The organism is Anatilimnocola floriformis, assembly GCF_024256385.1.
Lineage (GTDB): Bacteria > Planctomycetota > Planctomycetia > Pirellulales > Pirellulaceae > Anatilimnocola > Anatilimnocola floriformis.
This window is the reverse complement of sequence record NZ_JAMLFW010000001.1, coordinates 1805781-1829407: the sequence shown is the minus strand read 5'-3', so window position 1 is coordinate 1829407 and position 23627 is coordinate 1805781. Positions and strand designations below refer to the sequence as shown.

The window sequence follows — 23627 nt, the reverse complement described above, 5'->3', positions numbered from 1 at the left end:
ACCCGCTCATGAGTCGATCCCGGCCAATCCTGCTCGTCTCGAATAACACCGCGAAACTCGCGGCCTGGCGGAACACGCTCGGTTCGGCGGGGATCGATGCGCTGGCTCCGCTGGAGCTTTCAGAGAATCTGACGCTCGACGACATCCACGTCATTTTGTCGGATCAACCAGTCGATCCACAGCGGTTGAACCTGCCGGTGCAACGCTTGGAGCGGGGTGAAATCGGCGTTGTCCTGATCGGCCAGACTGCTCCCGCCGATGTACAACTTCCGGCCGATGCCACGTCGCGCGAGATCGTGCTCGCTTGTCGATTGCTCGGCCAGATCGTGGCGCAGCGGCGACAACTGCTCCGCGAACAAAGACAACAACGACTTCTGCGGCAAGCAGCCGCGACGGATTCGCTCACCGGCCTGGCCAACCGCCGGGCTTGGGATGAAATGTGGCAGCAACTGCAAAACACGCCGGCCCACATTGCCGCGGGCAACGGCCATGCGACCGTCATCGCCTTACTCGACATCGACAACTTCAAACGCTGGAACGATGACTTCGGCCATGCCCTGGCCGATCAGCAGCTCATCAGCGTAGCCGAGCGACTCTCAGCCGCTGTCCGCCGCGGCGACTTTGTGTTTCGCTGGGGTGGCGATGAGTTTGCGTTGATACTTTCCGCCGTGCCGAGTAACCGAGTGGCCGCAACCGTCGAGCAAATCCGCAGCGCTGCCGGGCTCAACGCACCGCGTTCGGTCACTCTCAGCGCTGGCTGGGCGGTGCTTGACCAACCGCAGGACGACACTCAGCCCGCTGCCTTTCGCAACGCCGATGAACAGCTCCGCCGCGCCAAGGCCGCCGGCGGTAATCAATCGTGGCCAACTGTCGAATGAAAGATCAGGCCGCGTTGGTATTCGCAGCCGGCGGCGAGGTTGGCAGTTTGATGGTGATGGCCGTGCCGCGGCCGACGGTGCTTTCGACGCGGATGCGACCGCGGTGAGCCTCGACGATGCGCTTGCACGCGGCCAGGCCAAGGCCAGTGCCACCTTTGCCCGTTTCATCGGGGCCGGTCTTGGTGGTGAAGAAAGGATCGAAAATCTGCCGCAGCTTGTCGGCGGGAATACCGCTGCCGCTGTCGCGCACGGTCAAGTCGACCATGTTCGTCGCGGTGTCGTGTTCCACGCGCACGATCAACTGACCGCCGTTGGGCATGGCCTGGCGGGCATTAATCATCAGGTTAAGCAGGATCTGCTGCAGCTGATTTCCCACGGCCCACACCGGCGGCGCAGCGCCGATTTGAAGTTCGACAGCGATGCGATACTTGCTCATCTCGCGTTCGAGGAGCGTCATGGTTTCTTCGATCAGCTGCGGCAGTTCCGTCGGCGCAAATGAGATCGTGCGGTTGCGGGCCATGCCAAGTACGCTGCTGGTGATCTTCGCAGCGCGAGTCGCGGCGTTGTAGATTTTGTCCAGAGCTTTGTCGCGCGTCGGTTCGTCCTTATGACGCATGCCCATGCGCGCGTAGTTCATCACCGTCATCAGAATGTTGTTGAACTCGTGCGTCGTCGTGCTCATCAACTCGCCCAACGAAGTCAGCTTCTGGGCCTGGAGGAGCTGCTCCTCGAGCACAGCTACCTGCCGCCGGAGATCGGCGTTTTCGTCTGCTAGCGTTGCTGACGGTGTCACGGTGCGGGACGAGCTGGTCATGCTCACGAAGCCCTCGATCTGATGCAGTTCGCCTGGATTGCCCGGTTGATGACAAGAAATTTGCCAGGGCCGAATAGGGACGTTGTCTTATCGACGAATCGAACTGGCTCGCATGACTTTGACGGGTTACAATCCGCCGTGAACTAAGAGAGAAATCGCTGCAAGGAGGCAGCCATGCACACCGTCGAAATGCGCGAACGAATGATCCGTCTGGCCGAAGAACTCGGTTACAGCGTGCGGCAAGAATGGCTCGGCGGGACCGGTGGCGGCGTGTGCGAATTCGGCGGCCGACGACATATCTTTCTCGATCTGGCCCTTTCGGCCGTCGAACAACTCGATCAATTAGCCGCAGCTTTGTCGCAGGATCCGGCCATTCATGCGGCGAAATTGCCGCTGCCATTGCAGCCGCTGCTGGGCATTCGCCAGGCTGCGTAGTGCACGGAAGATCGTTCTTGAATTAGCAAGTCGGCAACGCGTGATATTTACTCGCGATTGCACTTCCGCGCTTTCATCCCATGGCGGCAAGTGCTGGCGTTGCAACGCTGTAAATTTTGTTTGATTTCTCTTGACCCACTTGCGGCCAATCTCTAATCTCCGCGCCGTATGTCATTTTGTCGTCGCACCATTCTGTTGATTCTGCTGCTCCCGGCGTTGTCGGTCGCGCAGGAATTCACCAGCCTGACTCCTCAGGCGGGACTGCTGTTGCTGCGCAATGGACACATGCTGCAAGGACAGATCACACGGGCTGGCGACAACTACATTGTCACGTTCGGCATCGGCGGCGAAGTAAAGATCGCAGCTAAGGAAGTCGAAACGCAGTGCGCCGATATCGAAGGCGCATATGACTATAAGTTGCGGCGATTGTCGGGCGATGGCGCCGGGCCACACCTCGATCTGGCCGAATGGAGCCTGCGACATAATCTGCATCGCCAATGCGCCGAGCAACTGTCACTCGCGCTCGCCACCGAACCCGACAACAAGCGATTGGAAGGGATCGACCGCCGTTTGCAGCTTGCCACGCAAGCGCCCGCGCCGATCAAGGCCAAGTCGGCCAATTCGACGATCGTGAGTGGGGAGCAACTCGAAAAGACGTTGCGCGAGCTGCCTAAGGGGGCGTTGGAGCGGTTTTCGACGATCGTGCAACCGATCTTGAACAATCGCTGCGCGACGAGCCACTGCCACGGCGCGAACTCGACGAGTGAATTGGTTCTGCTGCGTCCTCCGGCGGGAATTGGTTCCGCCCAGAAGTTTACGCAGCGCAATCTGTATGCGGTGCTACAGTTCGTCGATCGCGATGAACCGGCGAACAGCGCGCTACTCAACAAGCCACAAGCTCCTCACGGCGGCGGCACGGCCGCGGCCTTGGATGTCCGCAGCCGTTCGCAATTACAGGAACTTCAGACCTGGGTCGAACAACTTGCCTATCGCAAAGATGCGCCGACGCCGGCCACGATCGATCCGCAAGCGGCCCAGCTGACGACCCCGCTCCGGGCCACGCCCGGCGAAAACATGCAGCAGCGGACCACAGAAACAAAACACGTGGCCGAAGTGCCAGCTCCTTGGGATGCGACAACACCACCGAAACTCGGTGAACCGCCCAAGACTCCCGCGCCGCACGGGCACCACTCGCCCCCCCAAACGCCAGCGCCAACGGCAGTTCACAAACCATGGCAGCCGCGGGATCCGTTCGATCCGGAAATCTTCAACCGCCGCTATTCACCGGCTAAAAAGTAGCGAGGCCGAGCAGTTACGAATACTGCGGACTCAAGCCGAACTTGGAGAGATAGTATTTCTCCTGCTCGCGCATCTCGGCTTTTAACTCTGGCTCTTGATCATCGTGCCCCACCAGGTGCAAAGCGCCGTGGATGGTATAGAGCAAAACCTCATCGTCCGTGGTCCAACCAAAAGTCGGCGCTTCGCGGGCTGCATAATCCGCGCTGACAATCAACTGGCCGACGAGCCGTTCGGCTTCTGATTCCAGCACGAAGCTCAACACATCGGTGGGATAGTCGTGCTCAAGATACTGGCGATTAAGTTCGTGCATCGCACTGTCGGTGACAATCGCAATGCTTACCTCGCCGGCAGTGTAACCAGCGTCAAAGAGAATCTCGCGCACTGCCGTGATCAACCGCTCGTAGGTGATGACGTGAGCGTCCTGCTCGTCGGCAATTTCGATCTTATCGACCACGCTAAACCGTTTGATGCTCGGGGTACTTCACGCGGCCGTGATAGACGGCGGTCAGAGACTTCACCAGGCTGTCTTCCAGCACGCGCAGCTCTTGCAGTGTGAGGCCGCATTCGTCGAACTGGCCATCGAGCAAGCGCTTCATGGCGAGATCGTGCACAAGGCTCTCGATGCGGGCCGGCGTGGGGTCGGAAAGGGCGCGACTGGCGCTCTCGACCACATCGGCCAGCATCAGCACGGCGGTTTCTTTGGTCTGCGGCTTGGGGCCAGGATAGCGGAACGTCGATTCATCGGGTTCCGGCAGCGAAGGATCGGACTCGAGCCGTTTGGCTTCGCGGCGGTAGAAATATTCGACCAGCGTCGTGCCGTGATGTTGCTCGATGAAATCGATGATCGTCCGGGGTAGGTGATGCTGGCGGGCGAGATCGGCGCCGTCCTTCACATGCGCGATGATCACCAACGTGCTCATGGCAGGCTGCAGGAATTCGTGGCGGTTCCCTTCGGTCCCTTGATTCTCGACGAAGTACGCCGGCTTGAGCATTTTGCCGATGTCGTGAAAGTACGCACCGACGCGAACCAACAGGCCATTACAGCCGATGGCTTCGGCGGCCGTTTCGGCGATCGAAGCGACGTTGATCGAGTGGTTATAAGTGCCCGGGGCGCGGCGAACGAGTTGCTGCAAGAGCGGATGTTGCACGTCGCCGAGTTCCAGCAGGCTGATGTCGGTCTGCACGTCAAAGACGCGTTCGATAAACGGCAGCAGGCCGGTCATCAGCAGGCTGGCGAGGAGCGAACACGCCCCGAACCAGAGAGCGCCGGTGCCGAGCGTCACGAAAAATCGATTGGTCCAGTTTTCGGGGAGCCAATCTTCGACAACCGTCAGCGCACCATCGGTAGCGCCAAAGGCCTGACCGACCAGCGTGCCGACGCCGAGCGTGGTCGCGATGACCACGAGGCCGGAGATAGCGCCGACGTAGATCAGCTTCGTGCGGCTACGAATCCGTTTCAGAAACAGAATCGCGGCGGCCACCGACGAGACCAGAATCACGAACTCCGCGAGTCCCTGATCGAGCGCAAACGAAACGATGAGCGACACAGACGCGGCCAGTAGCAGCGCGAGTTCTTTTTCATAAGCGATCGCCGCCGTCATGCCGAAGAGCATGAGCGGAATGATTTCGGCCCGCCACTGATCCTTGGAAGCGATCCAGCATAGTACAACCGTGACGACGACCGAGCCCAAGAGCACGGTGAATTTGTTGAGGTCTTCGACCAGCTTGCGACGGCGGTTCAAAATATAGAAGCCGCAAAGCGTGCAGAGCGCGAAGTACATACCGAAGGTTGCAGCGGAGTGCGCGAACTTGGCCGACAGGCCAGTCTGCTTACGCCAGGCGTCGTATTCCTTTCGAAGGAGCGCGACCTGCAAGTTGCCGAGAGGTTCAAATGCGGGAGCCAGATGAGCTTCGCCCGCTTTGTATTGGCGAATGACAGGCAGAACGGCCTTCGCCGCGGCAGTCTTCTCTTCTTCCGAGGCGACCTGGTGCACGGCGAGGGTACGGAACTTTGCCAGCCGCTGATCGAGCCAGGTGTACGTCAAATCGGCGACCGTCAGGCTGCCGTCGTTCATCCCGCCGAAGACTTTGAGCTCTTCGATCAATCGCTGTTGCAATTGCGGCTTGATCTTACTGACCAGCACTTCCTCGATCGGAGCACGATGCGTCCACTTCGGCTTGCCGGTTGGCAAAATGAGAATCGCTTGCTGGCTCCCTTGGGCGGCGGTGTGTTGCAGCACATCGATCAAGCCGTTGCGTTCGAGTGGAGCAAACGCTTTTTTAACCGCATCGTCAAAACGGCCCGAATCCATCCCCGCGGCAAAGTAGGCCTTCAGCGCTTCGAAGCGTTTTTGCTCGGTTTCCGGAGTCTTGGTTTCGCTCGGCGGCGAAAACTCTCGCCACAGCGCCTGGTCGACCTTGTCATACGTTTCGACGCTCGCGAGCTGCGAGACTTTGTTTTTCAATTCCTGCCGCAACTCTTCCAGCGGCCGCGGATCGTGCTCGTAAACATATTCTGCCTGAGCTTTGGCTTGTTCTTGCTGCTTGGCAGTTTCCGCGACGTCTTTTTCTTCAAAGGTTACGCGGGCGATGATTTCGCGGCTCGGAATGTAGCCAGTGCGATAGGAAAAGGACGGCGCCCAAGATTGCGTCACTCCCCACATCACCAGCGCCGCGAAAACACACAGCGCGATCCGAATCAGCACATCGGTCCGCCGCAACACAACCCAGCTGCGCGCAAACATGCCCGGTGGCAGCGCTGCCATCTTACTGTTGCGGAGTCGTCGGGAAATGGTGGTGTTCGACACGGTTTGGCAATTCGCGACTAGCGCGTGCTCTTCTTGGGCGGCGACTTCGGTTCTTCCTCGTACGCCCGGACAATTTCCTGCACCAGCTTGTGCCGCACGATGTCTCCCTTGCCGAGGTGAACCGTGTTGATGCCCGGAATATCGCGCAGCCGCTGCAGCGCATCGGTCAAACCGCTGGCACTTGCGCGGGGCAAGTCGACTTGCGTCACGTCGCCGGAGATCACGATTTTTGAACCGTTACCCATGCGAGTGAGGAACATTTTCATTTGCGAGGCGGTCGTGTTCTGCGCTTCATCGAGAATGATGAAGGCTTCGTTGAGCGTGCGGCCGCGCATGTAGGCGAGCGGCACGACTTCGATCACGTCCTGCTCCATGTATTTTTTCATCTGGTCGTAATCAATCATCTCCGTCAGCGCGTCGAGCAACGGCCGCAGGTAAGGATTGATCTTGGCGAACATATCGCCCGGCAAATAGCCGAGGCTTTCGCCGGCTTCGACGGCGGGTCGGACGAGCACGATCTTTCGCATCTGATGATGCTTCAGCGCTTCGACCGCGAGAGCCACGGCCAGATAAGTTTTGCCAGTGCCAGCCGGACCGACCGCGAACGTGATGTCGTGTGCGCGGATCGAATCGACGTAACGAGCCTGGCCGGCCGTGCGGGGTTGAATCCGCTTCGCCACGTTAATGATATCAATCGGCTGCGCGACGACGCCGAGGGCTTTGCCACCAGCAGCTGCCAAAATACCGCCGACCGTCTCTGGATCGAGTTCGCCTCGTTCCTTCAGCAGCGTTTGCAATTGCTCGACGATGGCCGCCGCCTTGTTGACGGCAGGCTCTTCTCCTTGAATGCGAAGAACACCGTCGCGGTGACTGAGGGTCACACCGAGGGTTTCTTTTAGGGCACGGAGATATTGATCGCGAGGGCCGAAGAGGGCGAGCGCCCGATTAGGGTCGGCCAGAGTGATATTCTGTTCGATCATTGCAGAGCGGCGCGGGCCGCACCGGGGTGTCGAGAAAGGCTGGTCCGAACGATTCGAGCCAGCCCCAGCGAGTTTGCCGCCCAGCACGTTTGCCCGGACTACGGGGACCGCACTGGCAGCATGACCTAAGTATAAACGGTAATCTGCGGCAGGGGCCAGGGATCGGCGCGCGGTGACGCAAGTTATTGAGCCGAAAAAGCTTGCAAGCTGCCGGATTTACCCGCTGCGACGTCAGAATGTCACGGAAAGCGGGTGCTGACGGTTTTGCCGGCCGCGGTTACCAAGCGTAAATACCGCGACCGTTCGTCAAAAATGCCTGCGAATGGCGGCTTAGAAATCAACCATATACTTGGTCGTCATCGAGCGGCGGATGTCGCCGGTCGCTTTCTCGATCCCCTGGAATATCGTGCGGGCCTGCGTTCCCGACTCCACGCGCTCTTCGGTCTTCACCGCCGTGCGGGCGTGAATGTAAGCCTGCTGATCAGGCACTGCCGTCGTGTAGGTATTGCCCCACGGCACCACGCCGCCGCCGTACCAGCCGTCGCGATAGGTGTAGCCCCAGGTATTGGTATTGGTGTAGTAGTCGTACTGCATCGGCGTATTCACTTCGCGAATCCGCGAACGGGCAGCCCCCGTGCGAATCGCGTTATACGACTGCCGCAGCGTATCGGACACATAAGCGCCGTAGTTCAACAGGTCGGGATCGACATTCAGCGCCGACAGCTGATCGATCTTTCCAGCGTACTTGTTCATCCACACGCCGTACGAACCCATGCTCTGGGCGCCGGTCTTCACCTCTTGGAAATCCTTGAGATAACCTTCGATGTGGTGGAAGTAATTCACCGAGGCATCGCGCATCAGTTCTTGCTTGGTCTTCGGCACCACGTCGCTGGCCGAGGCGGGCATCTTCAGAGCTGGCGGACGATTGAACAAGCTACCGACGCGACGCATGCCGCTGGGAGTGAAATAGCCTTCGAGGGCGATCGACCTGCCTTCGACTTCGGGCTTCCACTCATAAAATTCGTTCAGCATCACGCCGTGCGTGCTAAAGACGTGCAGCATGGCCAGCTTGGCCATTTCAGGAGTCATCGCCACATCATCCTTGAAGTCGATCTTCACCTTGCCGTACGGTTGATCGGCAAAGGTAATACCGAGCGTAATGCCGCGGACGTTCGAGCAAAGCTTGACGGCTTTGTCGAGTGGGATGTTGTTCTTCTTCAGGAAGTCGGCCGCATCGGGCGACATTAGTTGCGATTGAATGGCCCCTGGCGGAAACGCGTCTTCCAGATCGAGCGCCAGAATCACCGGCGTGCCGCGATCATTGGCGTACTTGTAGGCTTCGAACAAATAGCCGCTAACATTCAGGTCGTTCTTGGCCTGCACCTGACGCAGCCAACGGGCCACCGACTGGCGATTGGCCGGGGCCATGAACGCGCCGGTGTTGCCGTTGAACTTCACCAAGTATGCATCGCTGGGAAGATCGACAACCGACAGCCCTTCGATGGTGTCGACCGCGCCGCCGGTCATTTCGGCGATCTTCTTGGTATCAGGATTGTGATCGAGTTCCAGGACAGCAGCTTCCCACATGGGAGTCCACATCTGCACGTCGAGCTCCATCGCCAGCACGGCATACTTCGCATCTGGCGGCAAGAACGACACGCCACTCGCGAAGGCTTTGTCGCGCTTCTCCGACCAGCCATTTTTCATGGCCGCGGGGCTCGACATCAGCTTATCAACGTTGACAAACGCGGCGACATTGGCCGAGCCCGGGATTTTCTTGGTCAACTCTGCAAACTGAGCCCGCACGGGGAGAGCAGCGATGACAACAAGCAAAATAGACAGGCCCAGTGGCAGCTGGCGGGAATTCATGAGGCAACCTGAGGATAAGAGGTGAAACGACGACACTCAGATTCTAATTCACCGCCCGCGGCGAGTGAAGCCGCTCGCGCGTGGCAATCGCGCGAGCGGCTCGCTACGATGGGGCCGATACCGAAGTCTGAAATGATGAAGTTACAAACGCTTATGAACTCTTGCTTCCTGAAATCGCTTCGTGGAATTAGTTCGTTGCTCGTCTTGATAGCCTGCGCGAGTTTGCTGCGCGGGCAAGATCTCACGCCGGCCCAATTGCGCGAATCCTTTCCCGCAAAAATTCGCCCGATCGTGATGCGTTACTGTCAGGAATGCCATTCCGCCAAACGAATGGAAGCCGAACTCGATCTGACGACGTTCGCCACGCTCGCCGATCTGCAAAAGCACCCGCAGACCTGGCAGCGCGTCGGCGAAATGCTCGATAGCCTGCAAATGCCGCCGCCGGACGCAACGCAGCCAACCGAAGCTGATCGCCGCGTGTTGCAGCAGTGGGTTCGGAGTTTTCTCACCACCGAAGCAGCCGCCCGCGCCGGCGATCCCGGCAAAGTGGTGCTTCGCCGCTTGAGCAATGCCGAATACACCTACACGCTCCGCGATTTGCTCGGCGTGAACGATCTGTCGCCGGCCAAGGAATTTCCCGTCGATGGCGCTGCCGGCGAAGGCTTTACGAACACCGGCAACGCGCTCGTCATGTCTCCGGCGCTCGTAACAAAGTATCTCGACGCTGCCAAGGAAATGGCAGCGCATGCGGTGCTGCAGCCCGAGGGCATTCGCTTTTCGCGTTACACGACTCGCAGTGATTGGACCAACGAAACGCTGGCCGATATTCGCAACTTCTACAGCCAATTCACCGATCCCACCGGCGGCGAGCAAGTGAACCTGCAGGGCGTCGTCTTCAATACCAACGGCGGCGGCCGATTGCCGGTCGAAAAGTACCTCGCTGCGACCATTGTCGAGCGCGAAGCGATTCGCAGCGGCAAAAAAACGATCGCTGCGGTTGCTGCGGAACGTTCACTCAATGCGAAATATCTCGGCCTGCTGTGGCAACAGCTGACAGATGAAAAGCCGTCGTTGCTCTTCAGTGGTTTGCGTCAGCGCTGGGCCGCGGCGACCAAAGCCGAAGATTCTGCCGCACTCACGGCCGAGATCGCCGCCTGGCAGCGTGGGCTGTGGCGGTTCGGCTCCGTCGGCCACATCGGCAAAGTGGGCGGGCCGAAGCGCTGGCTGGAACCTCTCAGCCCACTGACGAGCAAACAAGATCTGAAATTCAAGCTGCCGCCGCCATCGGCCGGGGAAGACATTGTCCTCTCGCTCGTCACCAGCGATCTTGGCGACGGCAATGAAAATGATTTCGTCGTCTGGCAGCAGCCTCGGCTCGTTGCTCCCGGCCGGCCCGATTTGCTGCTGAAAGATGTCCGCGCCGTAACTCAGCAGTTGGCCGAACGGCGGGCTCGCGTCTTGTCGTCGACAACAAAGTATCTCGCGGCCTGCGCCGAAGCGCAGGCTGCGCAGGGAACTTTCGATGCCGCCGCGCTCGCCAAGAAACACGAAGTCGATCAGCAACCGCTCGAAGCCTGGCTGAACTACCTGGGCCTCGGCAGCGGCGCTACTACGAAAATCGAGGGCCACTTCACTACCAAGCTCGACGAAGCCGGTGCGTATAAATTCGTACAAGGCTGGGGGAGTAATCAAACTCCTCTGCTTCTTGCCAATTCATCCGACCAGCACGTTCGCATTCCTGGCAACATGCGGGCGCACGGCGTCGTTGTTCATCCCTCGCCGACGCTTCGCGTCGCCGTCGGCTGGCAGAGCCCGGTCACCGGCAAACTATCGATGAGCGGAACGGTGACACACGCTCACACCGAGTGTGGCAACGGCGTAACCTGGTCGCTCGAACTTCGCCGCGGCGCGACCCGCCGGCAATTCGCCGCTGGCATTGCTCAAGGCGCCAAGGAAGTGAAGTTCGGGCCATTCGAAGACGTCGCCGTGCAAACCGGGGATGTGATCGCGCTGTCGATCGGCGCTCGAGACAACAATCATTCCTGCGATCTGACCAACATCGATTGGCAGTTGTCTTCGCCAGGCGAAAAGGAACGCGTTTGGAATCTCGCTAAAGACATTTCCAGCAACGTCCTCACCGGCAATCCGCACGACGACAGTTTCGGTAACAAGAACGTTTGGCACTTCTTCACCGAAGCCGACAAGCCGCAACCGACGACCCCAGCGATTCCCGCCGGTTCAGTCCTCGCAAAATGGCAAACGGCCAGCAACGCAGATGAAAAGGTGAAACTCGCCGGCGCGGTGCAGACGTTGTTGTTGAGCGCCGGTTCGGAAGGAAGCGACGCCGCCCTTCATCAACAGCTGACCTCCCTCAGCGGCCCACTTCTCGGCAGCGTGCTCAGCGATGTTCGCCCCGCGCCGCCAGTTCCCGGCAGTGAATCCGTCAAAAACGAATACGGTCTCGATCCGTCCCTCTTCGGCAAACACCCGAACGGCACAGCCATCGATGGAAACTCTCTTTGCGTTCGCGCGCCGTCGGTTCTCGAGATTCGTCTCCCTGCCGCGCTCGTCGCCGGTTGCGAACTGATCACGGCCACATTGCTCGAACCTACCACCGGCAAAGAAGGCAGCGCGCAAAACGAGATCGTCGTCGGCAAACGAACGCTCGGCGCAGCTCTGCAACCCGCCGAAGCTAAAACCGTGATGGGCGGCGGCGCGTGGACAGGCGACAACCGCCAGACTTCCGTCAGCGCACCGATCCTGGTCAACGACGGCTCGGCAGCGAAGACTCGCATCGAAACCGATCTGAATGCCTTTCGCGATCTGTTCCCAGCCGCTCTCTGCTACACGAAGATCGTGCCCGTAGACGAAGTCGTCACGCTCATGCTTTTCTACCGCGAAGACGATCATCTCGTTCGCCTGATGCTCGACGATGCCCAGCGGAAAAAGCTCGATGACCTGTGGGCCGAGTTGCACTTCGTCAGCCAGGATTCGTTGACGCTGGTCGATGCGCTCGAACAACTCATTCAATACGCAACGCAGGATGCCAATCCGAAAGTCTTCGAACCGCTCCGCGAGCCATTTGCCAAGCGCGCCGCCGATTATCGACAGTCGCTCATCGACGCCGAATCAGCGCACTTATCCAAGCTGCAGGCGTTTGCCGCGAAGGCTTATCGCCGCCCGCTGGTGCCCGCCGAACAGCAAGAGCTGCGACAACTCTACGGTAAACTTCGCTCACAAGAGATTCCGCACGAAGAAGCAGTTCGTTTGACGCTGGCCCGCGTGCTGGTTTCTCCTTCGTTCCTCTACAAAATCGAAAAGCCCGTCCCTGGTAACAAGCAAGGGCCGATCACTGATCTCGAACTGGCCAGTCGCCTCAGCTATTTCCTGTGGTCGTCGCAGCCCGATGAAGAATTACTCGCCGTTGCTTCTGCGGGGAAACTCCGTGATCCACAGCAGTTGATTGCCCAATCACAGCGCATGCTGAAGAGCGACAAAACGCGTCGCCTCGCCACAGAGTTTGCCTGCCAATGGCTGCACATTTACGACTTCGATCAGCACGACGAAAAGAGCGAACGCCACTTCCCGCAGTTCGCCGCGCTGAAAGACGACATGTATGAAGAATCGATCCGCTACTTCACCGACCTGTTTCAAAACAACGGTAGTGTGCTGGATATCATCAGTTCCGATCACACGTTCGTGAACGCCGACCTGGCGAAGCTCTACGGCATTCCGAATGTCGTTGGGCCGAACTGGCAGCGAATTGCCGAAGCGAAAAAGTACGACCGCGGCGGCATTCTGGCGCAGGCCGCAACCTTGTCCAAGCAGTCGGGCGCGTCGCGCACGAGTCCGATTCTGCGCGGCAACTGGATTAGCGAAGTCCTGCTCGGCGAACGCTTGCCTCGACCACCGAAAGACGTGCCGCAGTTGCCCGACGAACTGCCGTCCGCCGAACTCACCGTTCGGCAACTTGTCGAGAAGCACACCACCGACGCGAAGTGCTCGGTCTGCCACAAACGGATCGATCCGCTCGGCTTTTCGCTCGAAGGCTTCGATGCCATCGGCGCGCGATCAGCCAAGCCCGGCGATACCTCGGTGCAAACGATCGACGGCGTGAAGTTCAACGGCCTGGCCGGTCTGCAGGACTACATCGCCAACACCCGCCGCGAGGCCTTCGTCCGCCAGTTCTGTCGCAAGTTGCTGGGCTACGCCCTGGGCCGCAGCGTGCAGCTTTCGGACGAGCCGCTCCTCGCCGAAATGCAAACCAAACTGAAGACCAACAACTATCAAATGCAGCTCGCCCTTGAGACAATTATTCTGAGTCGCCAGTTCCGAGAAATCCGCGGCCAGGATCAGGTCGTTGAAGAATAAGAAGTAAGGACATCACACATGACACAACACATTTTTTCCCGCCGTACTCTCCTCCGCGGCCTGGGCGTGAGCATGGCCTTGCCGTGGCTCGAATCGATCAATGTCTGGGGCGATGAAAAGACCGGCGCCGAAAAAGCGAGCGAAGCGCCGGTGCGCCTCGCGATTCTCTTTTCCGGCAACGGCTTTCACAGCAAGGAATGGTGGGCCAAGGGCGAAGGCTCGGCGATGGAACTGGGCAAGGTTCTCGCGCCGCTCCATGACTTCCGCGAAAAGCTGCTGTTTATTCAAGGCCTCTATAACGAACAGGCTTTGAAGGGAAACATCCATAGTTCGCAGACTGGCAACTTGCTTTCCGGTGCACCGCTCGCATCGGGCGGCGACATTCGTTCGGGGACGAGCGTCGATCAGCTACTTGCTCAAACGTACGGCCGATCGACGAAAGTGCCGAGTCTGGTCCTGGCTTGCGAAAAATCGAATCCGTCGGTCCACAAAAATTATTCGATGCTCTACAGCTCGCATATCTCGTGGACATCGCCGACCACACCTACTCCGCTTGAGCTTTATCCTGCGCTGGCGTTCGATCGTCTTTTCAAAGACGAAGTGCAAAAGGGGGATCAAAGCGTGCTCGACGCGGTACTCTCCGATGCCCGCGATCTGCGGCGGCAGATCAGCACCAGCGATCAGCGGAAGCTCGATGAGTATCTCGATTCGGTCCGCGATGTCGAGCAGCGCATCGCCGGCGCGGGCAAGAAGGGTGAGTTGCAAGGCTGGCGACCAACACTCGACAAGCCGAACATCGCGCGCCCTGCCGATGGCATTCCGCAGAACATTGCCGAGCACATGAAGCTGATGTGCGACATTCTCGTCCTCGGTTTTCAGACCGACACGACGCGGATCACCACGCTCAAGCTCAACAACGACCACTCGTCGCTCCGCTTCCCACACCTGGGCGTCGATTACATGATCCATCACTTGCTGTCGCACAGCGACACCGCCGATTGGCTGAAGGTGAATCAATTCTTCGTCGAGCAGGTCGGTTACATCGCCCGCAAGCTCGATGCGATTCAGGAAGGCTCGCGTACCGCTCTCGACAACAGCATGCTCATGTATTGCAGCAGCATGATGACTGGCAATCACAACAACGATCAGCTGCCGGTCGTGATGGTCGGTGGCGGCGGCGGACGGATCGCCACTGGCAAAATCCTGAACTACCGCGATCAGCCGAACCGCCAGATGTGCCGGCTGTATTTGTCGATGATGGACAAGATGAGTCATCGTCCGAAGGAATTTGGCGATGGCAAGGAACCGCTGAACGAAGTGTAGAGTGTAGGGTGGGTCGAGCCGTACTCGGCGAGGCCCACCGACCGAACTCGGGTATTGGTGGGCCTCGCTGAGTACAGCTCGGCCCACCCTACAACTTCCTGCCTATGCCTACCCGCCGTGACCTCATCGCTTCCGCGGCAGCGATTGCCGCGGGAACTGCGTTAATCAATGAAGCCTTGCCCGCCGCGCAAAATCCGGCGGCGAATGTCGTTGATAAATTGACGACGCTGAAAATCACCGGCCTACGCGCGACGTGGGTCAATCCGAACGTCTTCGTGCGGATCGAAACGAACCACGGCCCGGTTGGCTGGGGCGATCTCAAGGGAGTCGATCCCCGCGTCAGCAAACCGCTCGTCGAGTCGCTGTTCGAACTGCTCGACGGCGAGAATCCGACTCGGATCGAATATCTCTGGCAGAAGATCTATCGTTCACATCGCAACCTGCGCGGCGGCGCGCTGATGATGCACACGCTGGCAGCCATCGACATGGCGCTCTGGGACATCTGCGGCAAGCTCCACAACGTGCCGGTCTATCGCCTGCTCGGCGGGCCGACGCGCGATCGCATTCGCGTCTATCACACGCCGCAGGCCCAAAAAGTTCCTTGTCATCCGCTGGAACATAGTTCGTCGCCAGCGGACATCGAGGGCATCATCAAACGGGTTCAGCAAGCGCGCGAAAAAGTCGGCCCCAGCGGCGCGGTCATGCTCGATGCTCATTCCGCGCTGCCGCCGGCCACTCTCATTCAACTTGCTTCGGCTCTCAAACCGTATGACCTGCTGTTCATCGAAGAGCCCGCCGTGCCGGGGAACATCGAGGTCTTCAAGCGACTGAAGGAGCAGATCAGCATTCCGCTCGCGGCCGGCGAGCGCGATCGCTACATCTACGAGATGATTCCGTATCTCCAGAACGGCTGCCTTGACGTACTGCAGCCCGATTGCTGCCACGGTGGCGGGATCACGTCGATGCGCAAAGTCGCTGCGCTCGCGGAAGCTTTCCACGTACCCCTCGCGCCGCATTGCACGGCGAGCAACCTGGGGATCTCCGCGAGCATTCAAGTCGCGGCGTCGATTCCGTTCTTACTGATTCACGAGTTCTATCCCGACAACAAAGGCTTCAACCCCGGCTCGATCATGCGCATCAAGTGGGAAGTCGACAAAGACGGCTACGCCGCGTTGCCCACCGGACCTGGCCTCGGCGTCGAAGTCGACGAAGTAGCACTCGAAGAAGCAGCGAAGAAACCGCAGACCTACAAATGGCCCGGCCAAAAACTTAAAGACGGCTCGATCGCGGATTACTAATGTCGGCCTTCACTCCGTCAAAGCACGCGTCTTTTGCACGTCGACGCGCAACAAACTCACCTCCCCATTTTCTCCCACCTTGAACAGACGCGTCCTTTCGCGGAGCGAAAGGCGACAGTGAAAGGCAACGATGACCACACGACGCAACCTTCTCGCGGCTGCTGCTGGCACACTCACCTTCAACGCCTTCCGCGGCGACATGAACGCTGCCCTTGGCGCGCAGTTGGACAACAATCCCGCTGCCAACGTGGCCGACAAAACGACCACGCTGAAGATCATCCGCATTACACCAACGGCGGTGAAGCGGAAGGTTTTCATCAAAGTCGAAACGAATCACGGCGTGACCGGTTGGGGCGAGATCGATCAGCTCGAAACAACGGTCGCGACCGCCCTCGTAAAGTCGCTGTTCGAATTGCTCGACGGCGAAAATCCGACGCGGATCGAGCATCTGTGGCAGAAGATTTATCGCTCGCATCGCGACATGCGCGGCGGGCCGTTCATGACGCACACGTTGGCCGGCATCGATATGGCGCTGTGGGATATCACCGGCAAACTGTGGGGCGTGCCGGTGCATCGTTTGCTCGGTGGGCCGACGCGCGACAAGGTGCGGATGTACCCTTCGGCGAAAGCCACGAAGGTCGGTGCCGGGCCGCAGCCGTTCTCCGGCACTCCTGCGCAGATCGAAGGGATCGTGAAGAACATCGAGAATGCACGCAAGCAAGTCGGCGCGGATGGTGTGGTGATGTTCGATGCGCATTGTGCGTTGCCACCGCCGTTCCTGCTGCAACTCGCCGCGGCGGTGAAGGCCTACGATCTGCTCTATATCGAAGAGCCCGCCGTACCCGGGAACATCGAGGTCTTCAAGCGGCTCAAGAAGCACATCAACATCCCGCTCGCGGTCGGCGAACAGGCCCGCACCATTTGGGAAGTGATTCCCTACCTGCAAGAAGGAGTCGCCGACATTCTGCAGATCGACTGCGCTCACACCGGCGGCATTTCGCAGATGCGAAAGATTGCGATCCTCGGCGAAGCCTATCACGTGCCCCTCGCGCCGCACTGCGTGACGACCGACCTCGGCGCGACGGCCAGCCTGCATGTCAGCGCGGCGATTCCCTTCTTCCTGATCCACGAGTACTACCCCAGCATCACGCCACCAGGGCTCGTGAAGAAAAACTGGTCACTCGACAAAGACGGCTACGCCTCGTTGCCTGAAGGACCCGGCATCGGCTGCGAGATCGACGAGAAGGTGCTGGAAGAACTCGCGAAACAACCTTTGCCGCCGGAATGGCCCACGCGCGGCCGGTTGCCGGATGGCTCGATTGCTGATTACTAACTTCTGATTGAAAAGCCGAGCCTATTTGCCCTTCTCTTTGATCAAGTCGAAATCGTCTCGCGAGCGGCCGAGATACAAATGGTCGAAGAGAGCAGCTTGGCCATCGACGGCGCTGAACGCGATGCCATCGAGCGTAAACTCGCCGAAGTCGGCGAAGAGGTCGCGCGTCACCACTTCAAACTTCACCGGTAACTTCTCATCGATCACCAGCGAACCGCCGTAGCATTCGCCGCCGGGGCCGGCATGGTAACGAAACTTCGCCCCTTCGCGGCCCGAGCCACCCGGTCCCCACATGCCGTCGTGATTGAGTTGCAGGCAGATCGTGTTGCCGCCGTTTTTCTTCCAGGCGAAACGAATGTAGCGCACTTCGCCGGGCCCGGGATTCTCGCGGACCTTCACACTCAAGCCGGGGAGCTTGGCGTTGTATCGTTGGTCGCCGTTGATGCGGATGCACGTTTGGCCGCTGAACTTGTCGCGATTTTCCGGCACGGCCTTGCCGTTGCCTTCGTTGAGCAGGGCGATGAATTTCTCGTCGTCCTCGAAAACCTCCAGCGGCGGTTCGGCTGTCGGTTTTTCGCCGGCAACGACCGTAATCTTTACCGGCAGGCCTCGGCTGCGAACGGAATTCGCCGAGACGGGCGCGGCGACGGCGACGAGCTTTACATCTTTCAATTCACCGAGCTTGCTGCCAAACGGGAAGACCAGCGGCAACTCAAACTCGGCGCGATCGGCGGGAATGATGACCTGCGGCGCGGCGTAGCCCTTGGGGAGATTTTCCAGGGTTACGACGATCGGCTGTTTGAACGAGCCGACGCGCTGAATCTTGCCCGCCAATTTGCCGGTTGTTCCCGCGCCCGCCTTTCCTTCGGCGGTGTCGCTGCCGGCGAGTTCCACCGTGAATGGGCTGACCGGCAACAACGAGCGAACTGGCGCGGCGATCGACGAGACGACCGTCTTGCCATCGGCCGCGAGCAGATCGGCGATCAACACCAGATCCCAAGCGTGTTGCGGTAGATCAGCGGGGACAAGAATGTTCGCGACTAACTCGGCTTCGGTTACCTTGAGTTGCGGATCACCCTCGAGACGCAGCGCGCTGTTGATATCGTCGACCACTTTGTCTTGATTGTTTTCCTTGATCGTCTTCTTTGGCATGGGCTGCGTCGTGAGGAGTCGCACGCGCACGTTGCCTGGCGTTTTGCCGGCGCGACTGACGGCTAGTTTTGCGGGAAGCTTATCACCTAGCAACAACGCATCGGTGTCGGCTCCTTGCCAGGCAAACTGAATCGGCGAAGCGGCCGTCACGCCGAGAGCGAGTTGCTGCTTAAACTGCGGTTGATAGCTGGAGCCCGGCAAATCGGGCGTTAGAGCGAGTCGCGAGAGGGGCGGTTCGAGTTCTGAAGCGGTACCGGCGATTTGAATCAGGCTCGTCGTGCCGCCGATGTCTGCATTCGCAGTCAGTGTGACGAGTGCGATGGCGGCCCCGGCGGCGATCTTGTTGCCATTCACGGTGAGACCATGGGGCAGACCGTGCAACTGCAAATCGATGGGGCCGTTGTAACCCAGGCGGTTCACCTGCACTTGCAGCACCTGCGTACCGCCGGCGGGAATGTTCAAGCGATCGATGGCGACACTCAAAGCAAAGTCCGGTGCCGCAGTGTCGCGCGCTTCAATGCGATATAAAAATGCCGGGCCGCCACGCTCTTGCATGTCTTTCACGCCTACCTGCACGCTCATCATGCCGGCTGGCACCATGAATTCCAGCATGGGATCAGCTGTTCCCGCTCGATCGTCGCTGCTGGCCAGCGCATTGCCTTGCGGACCATAAACTGTCAGCACGCCATCGAGCGGCGAGCCGAAACGTTGGGCGAAAACTTCGAACCGCAGTTTTTTGCCCGGCGTGACCGGCAGTTCGTAGCGATCTTCTTCGCCGGGGGCAGATAACGCGCCGCTCACGCCGACTGGAACGGCGGGTAGTTTCGGCAGTTGATTACCCTCGCGAGCTGGTTCGACGCTTTCGGCGATGTCGCTTACGAAGATCCGCGGCGCAGCGCCCGTCAGCCGCTCCGCGGTTGGCGGCACGGCGACCGTGGTTAATTGTGGAAACAGAGCAGCCGAGGCATCGAAATGCACTTCACCCGCGAGGTTGCTGTTCGGCAGGCTCACATTCGCCTTACTCCCCTTGGCCATGGCGAGAGGCAAGACCTGATCAGCAAACTGCAAGGCGCCCACCTTCAGACGAAAGTGACTCGGGTTTGCGCCGCGATAGAGTTGATCATGCAGCTCGATCGTGTAGGTGCCATCCGCGGGCAAGGCGGTGGTCAAGCGCGGATCGCCACCGAGCGCTCGCAACGGTGGGCTATAGGCGAGCTGCGTGCCCCGCGGATCGAGCAATCGCACCACGGGCTTGAGCATAGCGCCAAGGCGTTGCGCTTCCAAATCGAGCGCGATGACCTCGCCTTTCTTTCCCTCAAACTTCGTGCGCAAGATGCCGCCGTTCGGAATAGCGCCACTCAGCGCGATCGGCGTGGCTGTGATCATTTCAGAGAACATCGCTTGCGGCAGGCGATCGAGGCCGATCGTGAGCGGGTTTGAGATGCCGTTCTTCGTGGCAACTCGCAACAGACAAAGCCCCGGTGCAGTCGCGTTATCGACGGTAATCTCGATCGTAACCTGGTTGCCTTTGCTACCCGGTTTGATCGTTTGCGACGCAATCGGCGCGTCGAGAACGATGCGTGCATCGTCGCCAAGCTCACTGCCATCGATCGTGATCGACACCGACTTGCCGATCGTGAGACCGCGGAGCGAAAGACCGTTGATCGCCGGGGCCGCGTTCACCGAAGAGGCGACCAGAGCAACCAGCAAGCAACCAAGAGAGGACAAGCGACTCATACGAAAGCTCCGAAGCGAGGCGAAGCGGCGAATCGTTGAAGGCGAGTGAGAGCGAATCGGGCGGGCGGAAACAACAGCGCCGTCATCGGAACGATGACGGCGCTGAAAATGGCGGAGTCGAGCGGAGCCAGACGATTAACCGAACGGATCGGCGGCAGGAGCTGGTGCAGGAGCGGCTGGCGCTGGCGGAGCAGCGCCGAACGGATCAGCTGCCGGGGCTGGAGCTGCGGGAGCAGCAGGCGGCGGGGCTGCGCCAAAAGGATCGGCTGCTGCGGGTGCTGGGGCGGCCGGAGCCGGTGCAGTCGGGGCTGCGGGAGGCGGAGCAGCGCCAAAAGGATCGGCGGCTGGCATGGCCGCAGCTGGGCGACCTGCAGCAGGCGCGGCCGGCGAGTCATCCTTGAAAGGATCGACTTGGTTGTCGGCTGGGCGAACGGCTGGATCGACGATGGGAGCAGCACCGGGAGCGCTCGCTTCACCGGGAATGGCTTTGGTAAAAGCGCGAAACAGCGAACCCATGGTGGACTTACCGCCAGCGGCTACTGGGGTGGCAACGGGAGCAGCGCCAGCGCCGAACGGATCAGCGGGTACGGCAGGGGCGGTTGCCGGAGCAGCACCAAAGGGATCTGCTGCTGGAGCAGCCGGAGCTGCCGGCATCGGTGCGGCGGGAGCTGGAGCAGCGCCGAATGGATCCGCAGCAGGAGCAGGCATTGGAGCCGGAGCACCCGGCGCTGGGGCAGCACCAAATGGATCGGCTGCCGGAGCAGGCATCGGAGCCGGAGCACCTGGCGCTGGAGCAGCGCCAAATGGATCGGCAGCAGGAGCGGGCATCGGAGCCGGAGCACCCGGCGCTGGGGCAGCGCCGAATGGATCGGCTGCCGGAGCAGGCATTGGGGCCGGAGCACCCGGCGCTGGAGCAGCACCAAATGGGTCCGCTGCGGGGGCGGCAGGCATTGGAGCAGGAGCTGCCGGGGCGGCGCCAGCACCGAACGGATCGGCCGGAGCGCCAGGGGCCGCGGGTGCAGCAGGAGCAGCCGGAGCCGCACCACCAAATGGATCAGCCATGGGCGGAGCGCCAAACGGGTCGCTCGGGGCCGGAGCTGCAGGAGCAGCCGGTGCTCCCGGGGCTGGGGCCGGCAAATTGCCAGCCGCGCCGGGATTCCGCAGCACTTCTTGTTCGTTCCGCTTCATTTCTTCGAAGCGGACATTGTCTCGTTTGTTCGTATTGCTGCGAGCAGAAATGCGGGCGCTGCGGCGATAACCTTCGAGGGTCATCCGGTCATTTCCCTGCACCCGTTCCAGCGAACGGCCGATGGGATAGATGTCGCCAGCTTGCACTTCGAAAGCGGCCCCCTTCTCAAAATCGGCCTTGGCTTCATCGGGCCGGCCGAGCTTGCTATAGGCGAGCGCGCGGAAGTAATAGACCCGCGGGTCTTGGCTGCCGCCTTGGACCGCCTCAGTCAAAAAAGTATGGGCTTGCGAATAGTTGCGTGCAAAATAGTTATGCACACCCCGCCCGTAAAGTTCGTCCAGCAGCTGATCTTGCGACCAACCGACCGAGGTGAACAGCAAGCAGCCCACCGCCGCCGCTGCCAGCCATCGAATGCTCCGTGTCATTGCCAAACTCCGTAGATACCCGCCAATAAAGCGCACCCCGAGCGCAACTCTCGCGCTCCGTACCGATTATGTTAATTTGCCCGGCAGGCAAGAGCAAGGAAAAGCCGCCGCAAACACGAGACCAGTTTGAGCGTCTCCCATGTGGTGGGAAATTCGTTCTCGTGGAAACGGCGTTCGGAGCGAAGGCATTGGAGTAGCCGCCAACGAGCGGCAAAAAAACGGCACGCTGTTGCGGCGAGCGACGGAATGGCTCCCGCCGAGCCGCGCGGTGCAGTGGCCAGCAATTCTGGAACACCTGCCCCCCCCTTTCGTACCCCCAGATTATAACAGGTGATACAACTTTTCGAATTCCCTGTAAAAGACTCCATCCAAACGACTTACGCCGAAAATCCACTGCAATATCGGGGTTCCCATATCGCACTTTGGCGGCGTCCAAAATGGATTGCGTGGCTAGCAGTACTTGTTTTTGAGTTCTTGGGGAGTCTGGTAGCCGAGCCGTTTGCGAGGGCGGGTGTTGAGTTGGCTTTCAGCCGTGGTCAGCTCCGCTTGGCTGACTTGCTGGAAGTCGGTTCCTTTGGGGAAGTATTGGCGAATGAGGCCGTTGGTGTTTTCGTTTGTCCCACGTTGCCAGGCTTTGTAGGGTTGCGTGTGGTACACCTCGATTTGCAACACGCTTTCGAGCTCGCCGACCTTGGCGAACTCGGCGCCGTTGTCGAAGGTGCAGCTCTGCAGCCAGTTGGGTGGGTACTGATTGAGGCGACGGCGAAGGATGCGATTGGCCGTGTCGGCTTCACGGTTTTCGCCACGCGCCAGTTCGAGATAACCGCTCACCCGTTCGACGATGCTATAGAGCACGGGTTTCGAGATGCCTTTGCGACCGACGAGCGTGTCGCCTTCCCAGTCGCCGAAGCGTTCGCGGCGGCCGATGATGGCGGGCCGATTGGGGAGCGTCTGAGCAGGATCGACGCGACGCCGAAGTGGCGGTTTTTCCCGATAAAAACGCAGGTATTGGCGATGCTCGCTCCCTGCAGGTTGCTTCAGCCAGTTGTAGATCGTTTGCCGCGAGATCCGCCGCAGGCGGTCGTCGAGAAAGTCCCGTCTGGTTCGGCCATCGATCTGATCTGGCGACCAGCGCAGCTCCAGTCGCGACTTCACATACTCGGCCACCTCCGGAGAATCCATCTTGCGATGACGGTGCGTGTGCCGCATCACCGCCTGTTGCTGAGCCGAGCCCGCCTGGTAACCCGTGTCACCGCAATTGCGTTTGAGCTCACGAAAGATGGTGGACGGGGCACGTTGCAACCGGCGCGCAATCGCGATCTTCGAAACTCGCAACGCGACCAATGCCGCCAACTGCTGGCGTTCGCTCACGGTAAAATGAATTGCCATCGCTGGGTCTCCGGTTTGAATCGAGAAGTCGTTTTCCAACCTCTATTCAACCGCCCCAGCGTTGGCGTTTTCAATCAGCCACCCCTCCACAAAATGCCCGAAACTCAATGCTAGCAACGCGTTCCATTATGGACGCCGCCCTTTATTCTAGCTAAAACGGGTGGCTCTAAAATCGCCCGAACAGGTCGCTCCAACTAGCTCTGGCCCATGGCACTTCACCTCGCGCGTCACGTCGTCACCCAACCTCCGGCATCCAATAGACACACCCGCGCGGACAACTCCGGTCCGCTCTTGCCGTCCGCCATCCGCGATCGATGATTTCGAAGCG

General features: G+C 59.9%; 15 protein-coding genes. 7 read left to right on the top strand and 8 right to left on the bottom strand.

The genetic code is table 11. The annotated features are described in order from the left end of the window. Positions 1-8: 8 nt before the first annotated feature. Positions 9-878 (top strand): GGDEF domain-containing protein, encoded by an 870-nt coding sequence (locus tag M9Q49_RS07365; protein WP_254508070.1) that lies wholly within the window; start codon positions 9-11, stop codon positions 876-878. Between the two features lie 4 nt (positions 879-882). Here the strand turns inward: M9Q49_RS07365 and M9Q49_RS07360 are convergent, their stop codons facing one another. Then, the gene (locus tag M9Q49_RS07360; RefSeq protein WP_254508069.1) at positions 883-1692 is read right to left on the bottom strand and encodes a sensor histidine kinase; all 810 of its coding nucleotides are present in this window, start codon (positions 1690-1692) and stop codon (positions 883-885) included. A gap of 174 nt (positions 1693-1866) precedes the next feature. Between M9Q49_RS07360 and M9Q49_RS07355 the strand changes: the two genes are divergently transcribed. Together M9Q49_RS07355 and M9Q49_RS07350 are read left to right on the top strand one after the other, a co-directional pair. Continuing rightward, positions 1867-2127 carry a hypothetical protein gene (locus tag M9Q49_RS07355; RefSeq protein WP_254508068.1) on the top strand — a complete coding sequence of 87 codons (261 nt, stop codon included), beginning with the start codon at positions 1867-1869 and terminating at the stop codon, positions 2125-2127. 168 nt (positions 2128-2295) lie between these two features. After that, on the top strand, positions 2296-3426 hold the full coding sequence (locus M9Q49_RS07350; protein ID WP_254508067.1) for a hypothetical protein: 1131 nt from the start codon (positions 2296-2298) through the stop codon (positions 3424-3426). A gap of 13 nt (positions 3427-3439) precedes the next feature. Here the strand turns inward: M9Q49_RS07350 and ybeY are convergent, their stop codons facing one another. The 4 genes from ybeY to M9Q49_RS07330 all read right to left on the bottom strand — a co-directional run bounded on the left by ybeY (position 3440) and on the right by M9Q49_RS07330 (position 9082). After that, on the bottom strand, positions 3440-3880 hold the full coding sequence (gene ybeY / locus M9Q49_RS07345; protein WP_254508066.1) for an rRNA maturation RNase YbeY: 441 nt from the start codon (positions 3878-3880) through the stop codon (positions 3440-3442). Position 3881: 1 nt separating this feature from the next. Continuing rightward, positions 3882-6233 carry an HD family phosphohydrolase gene (locus M9Q49_RS07340; RefSeq protein WP_254508065.1) on the bottom strand — a complete coding sequence of 784 codons (2352 nt, stop codon included), beginning with the start codon at positions 6231-6233 and terminating at the stop codon, positions 3882-3884. Positions 6234-6250: 17 nt separating this feature from the next. Beyond that, positions 6251-7213, bottom strand: coding sequence for a PhoH family protein (locus tag M9Q49_RS07335; RefSeq protein ID WP_254508064.1), 963 nt, complete (start codon positions 7211-7213; stop codon positions 6251-6253). Positions 7214-7543: 330 nt separating this feature from the next. After that, a complete protein-coding gene (locus M9Q49_RS07330) occupies positions 7544-9082 on the bottom strand; it encodes a hypothetical protein (protein WP_254508063.1) in 1539 nt (512 codons plus the stop codon). Between the two features lie 195 nt (positions 9083-9277). Here M9Q49_RS07330 and M9Q49_RS07325 point away from each other — a divergent pair, with 195 nt between their 5' ends. The 4 genes from M9Q49_RS07325 (at position 9278) to M9Q49_RS07310 (ending at position 17407) form a co-directional block, all read left to right on the top strand. Then, positions 9278-13453 carry a DUF1592 domain-containing protein gene (locus M9Q49_RS07325; protein WP_254508062.1) on the top strand — a complete coding sequence of 1392 codons (4176 nt, stop codon included), beginning with the start codon at positions 9278-9280 and terminating at the stop codon, positions 13451-13453. 18 nt (positions 13454-13471) lie between these two features. Then, entirely contained in the window at positions 13472-14776 is a 1305-nt protein-coding gene (locus tag M9Q49_RS07320) for a DUF1552 domain-containing protein (protein ID WP_254508061.1), read from the top strand. A gap of 104 nt (positions 14777-14880) precedes the next feature. Beyond that, positions 14881-16074 carry a mandelate racemase/muconate lactonizing enzyme family protein gene (locus M9Q49_RS07315; RefSeq protein WP_254508060.1) on the top strand — a complete coding sequence of 398 codons (1194 nt, stop codon included), beginning with the start codon at positions 14881-14883 and terminating at the stop codon, positions 16072-16074. A gap of 130 nt (positions 16075-16204) precedes the next feature. Continuing rightward, entirely contained in the window at positions 16205-17407 is a 1203-nt protein-coding gene (locus M9Q49_RS07310) for a mandelate racemase/muconate lactonizing enzyme family protein (RefSeq protein ID WP_254508059.1), read from the top strand. A gap of 21 nt (positions 17408-17428) precedes the next feature. Here M9Q49_RS07310 and M9Q49_RS07305 read toward each other — a convergent pair whose 3' ends face one another. The 3 genes from M9Q49_RS07305 to M9Q49_RS07295 all read right to left on the bottom strand — a co-directional run bounded on the left by M9Q49_RS07305 (position 17429) and on the right by M9Q49_RS07295 (position 23299). After that, positions 17429-20296: a hypothetical protein gene (locus M9Q49_RS07305; protein ID WP_254508058.1), complete on the bottom strand. Its 2868-nt coding sequence runs from the start codon at positions 20294-20296 to the stop codon at positions 17429-17431. 135 nt (positions 20297-20431) lie between these two features. Continuing rightward, positions 20432-21910 (bottom strand): tetratricopeptide repeat protein, encoded by a 1479-nt coding sequence (locus M9Q49_RS07300; protein ID WP_254508057.1) that lies wholly within the window; start codon positions 21908-21910, stop codon positions 20432-20434. A gap of 450 nt (positions 21911-22360) precedes the next feature. After that, a complete protein-coding gene (locus M9Q49_RS07295; RefSeq protein WP_254508056.1) occupies positions 22361-23299 on the bottom strand; it encodes an IS30 family transposase in 939 nt (312 codons plus the stop codon). Positions 23300-23627: the final 328 nt, after the last annotated feature.

Coding starts and splice junctions, on each gene's coding strand:
- M9Q49_RS07365 (WP_254508070.1), top strand. CDS start 9: ATGAGTCGATCCCGGCCAATCCTGCTCGTCTCGAATAACACCGCGAAA.
- M9Q49_RS07360 (WP_254508069.1), bottom strand. CDS start 1,692: ATGACCAGCTCGTCCCGCACCGTGACACCGTCAGCAACGCTAGCAGAC.
- M9Q49_RS07355 (WP_254508068.1), top strand. CDS start 1,867: ATGCACACCGTCGAAATGCGCGAACGAATGATCCGTCTGGCCGAAGAA.
- M9Q49_RS07350 (WP_254508067.1), top strand. CDS start 2,296: ATGTCATTTTGTCGTCGCACCATTCTGTTGATTCTGCTGCTCCCGGCG.
- M9Q49_RS07335 (WP_254508064.1), bottom strand. CDS start 7,213: ATGATCGAACAGAATATCACTCTGGCCGACCCTAATCGGGCGCTCGCC.
- M9Q49_RS07330 (WP_254508063.1), bottom strand. CDS start 9,082: ATGAATTCCCGCCAGCTGCCACTGGGCCTGTCTATTTTGCTTGTTGTC.
- M9Q49_RS07320 (WP_254508061.1), top strand. CDS start 13,472: ATGACACAACACATTTTTTCCCGCCGTACTCTCCTCCGCGGCCTGGGC.
- M9Q49_RS07315 (WP_254508060.1), top strand. CDS start 14,881: ATGCCTACCCGCCGTGACCTCATCGCTTCCGCGGCAGCGATTGCCGCG.
- M9Q49_RS07310 (WP_254508059.1), top strand. CDS start 16,205: ATGACCACACGACGCAACCTTCTCGCGGCTGCTGCTGGCACACTCACC.
- M9Q49_RS07305 (WP_254508058.1), bottom strand. CDS start 20,296: ATGAGTCGCTTGTCCTCTCTTGGTTGCTTGCTGGTTGCTCTGGTCGCC.
- M9Q49_RS07300 (WP_254508057.1), bottom strand. CDS start 21,910: ATGACACGGAGCATTCGATGGCTGGCAGCGGCGGCGGTGGGCTGCTTG.
- M9Q49_RS07295 (WP_254508056.1), bottom strand. CDS start 23,299: ATGGCAATTCATTTTACCGTGAGCGAACGCCAGCAGTTGGCGGCATTG.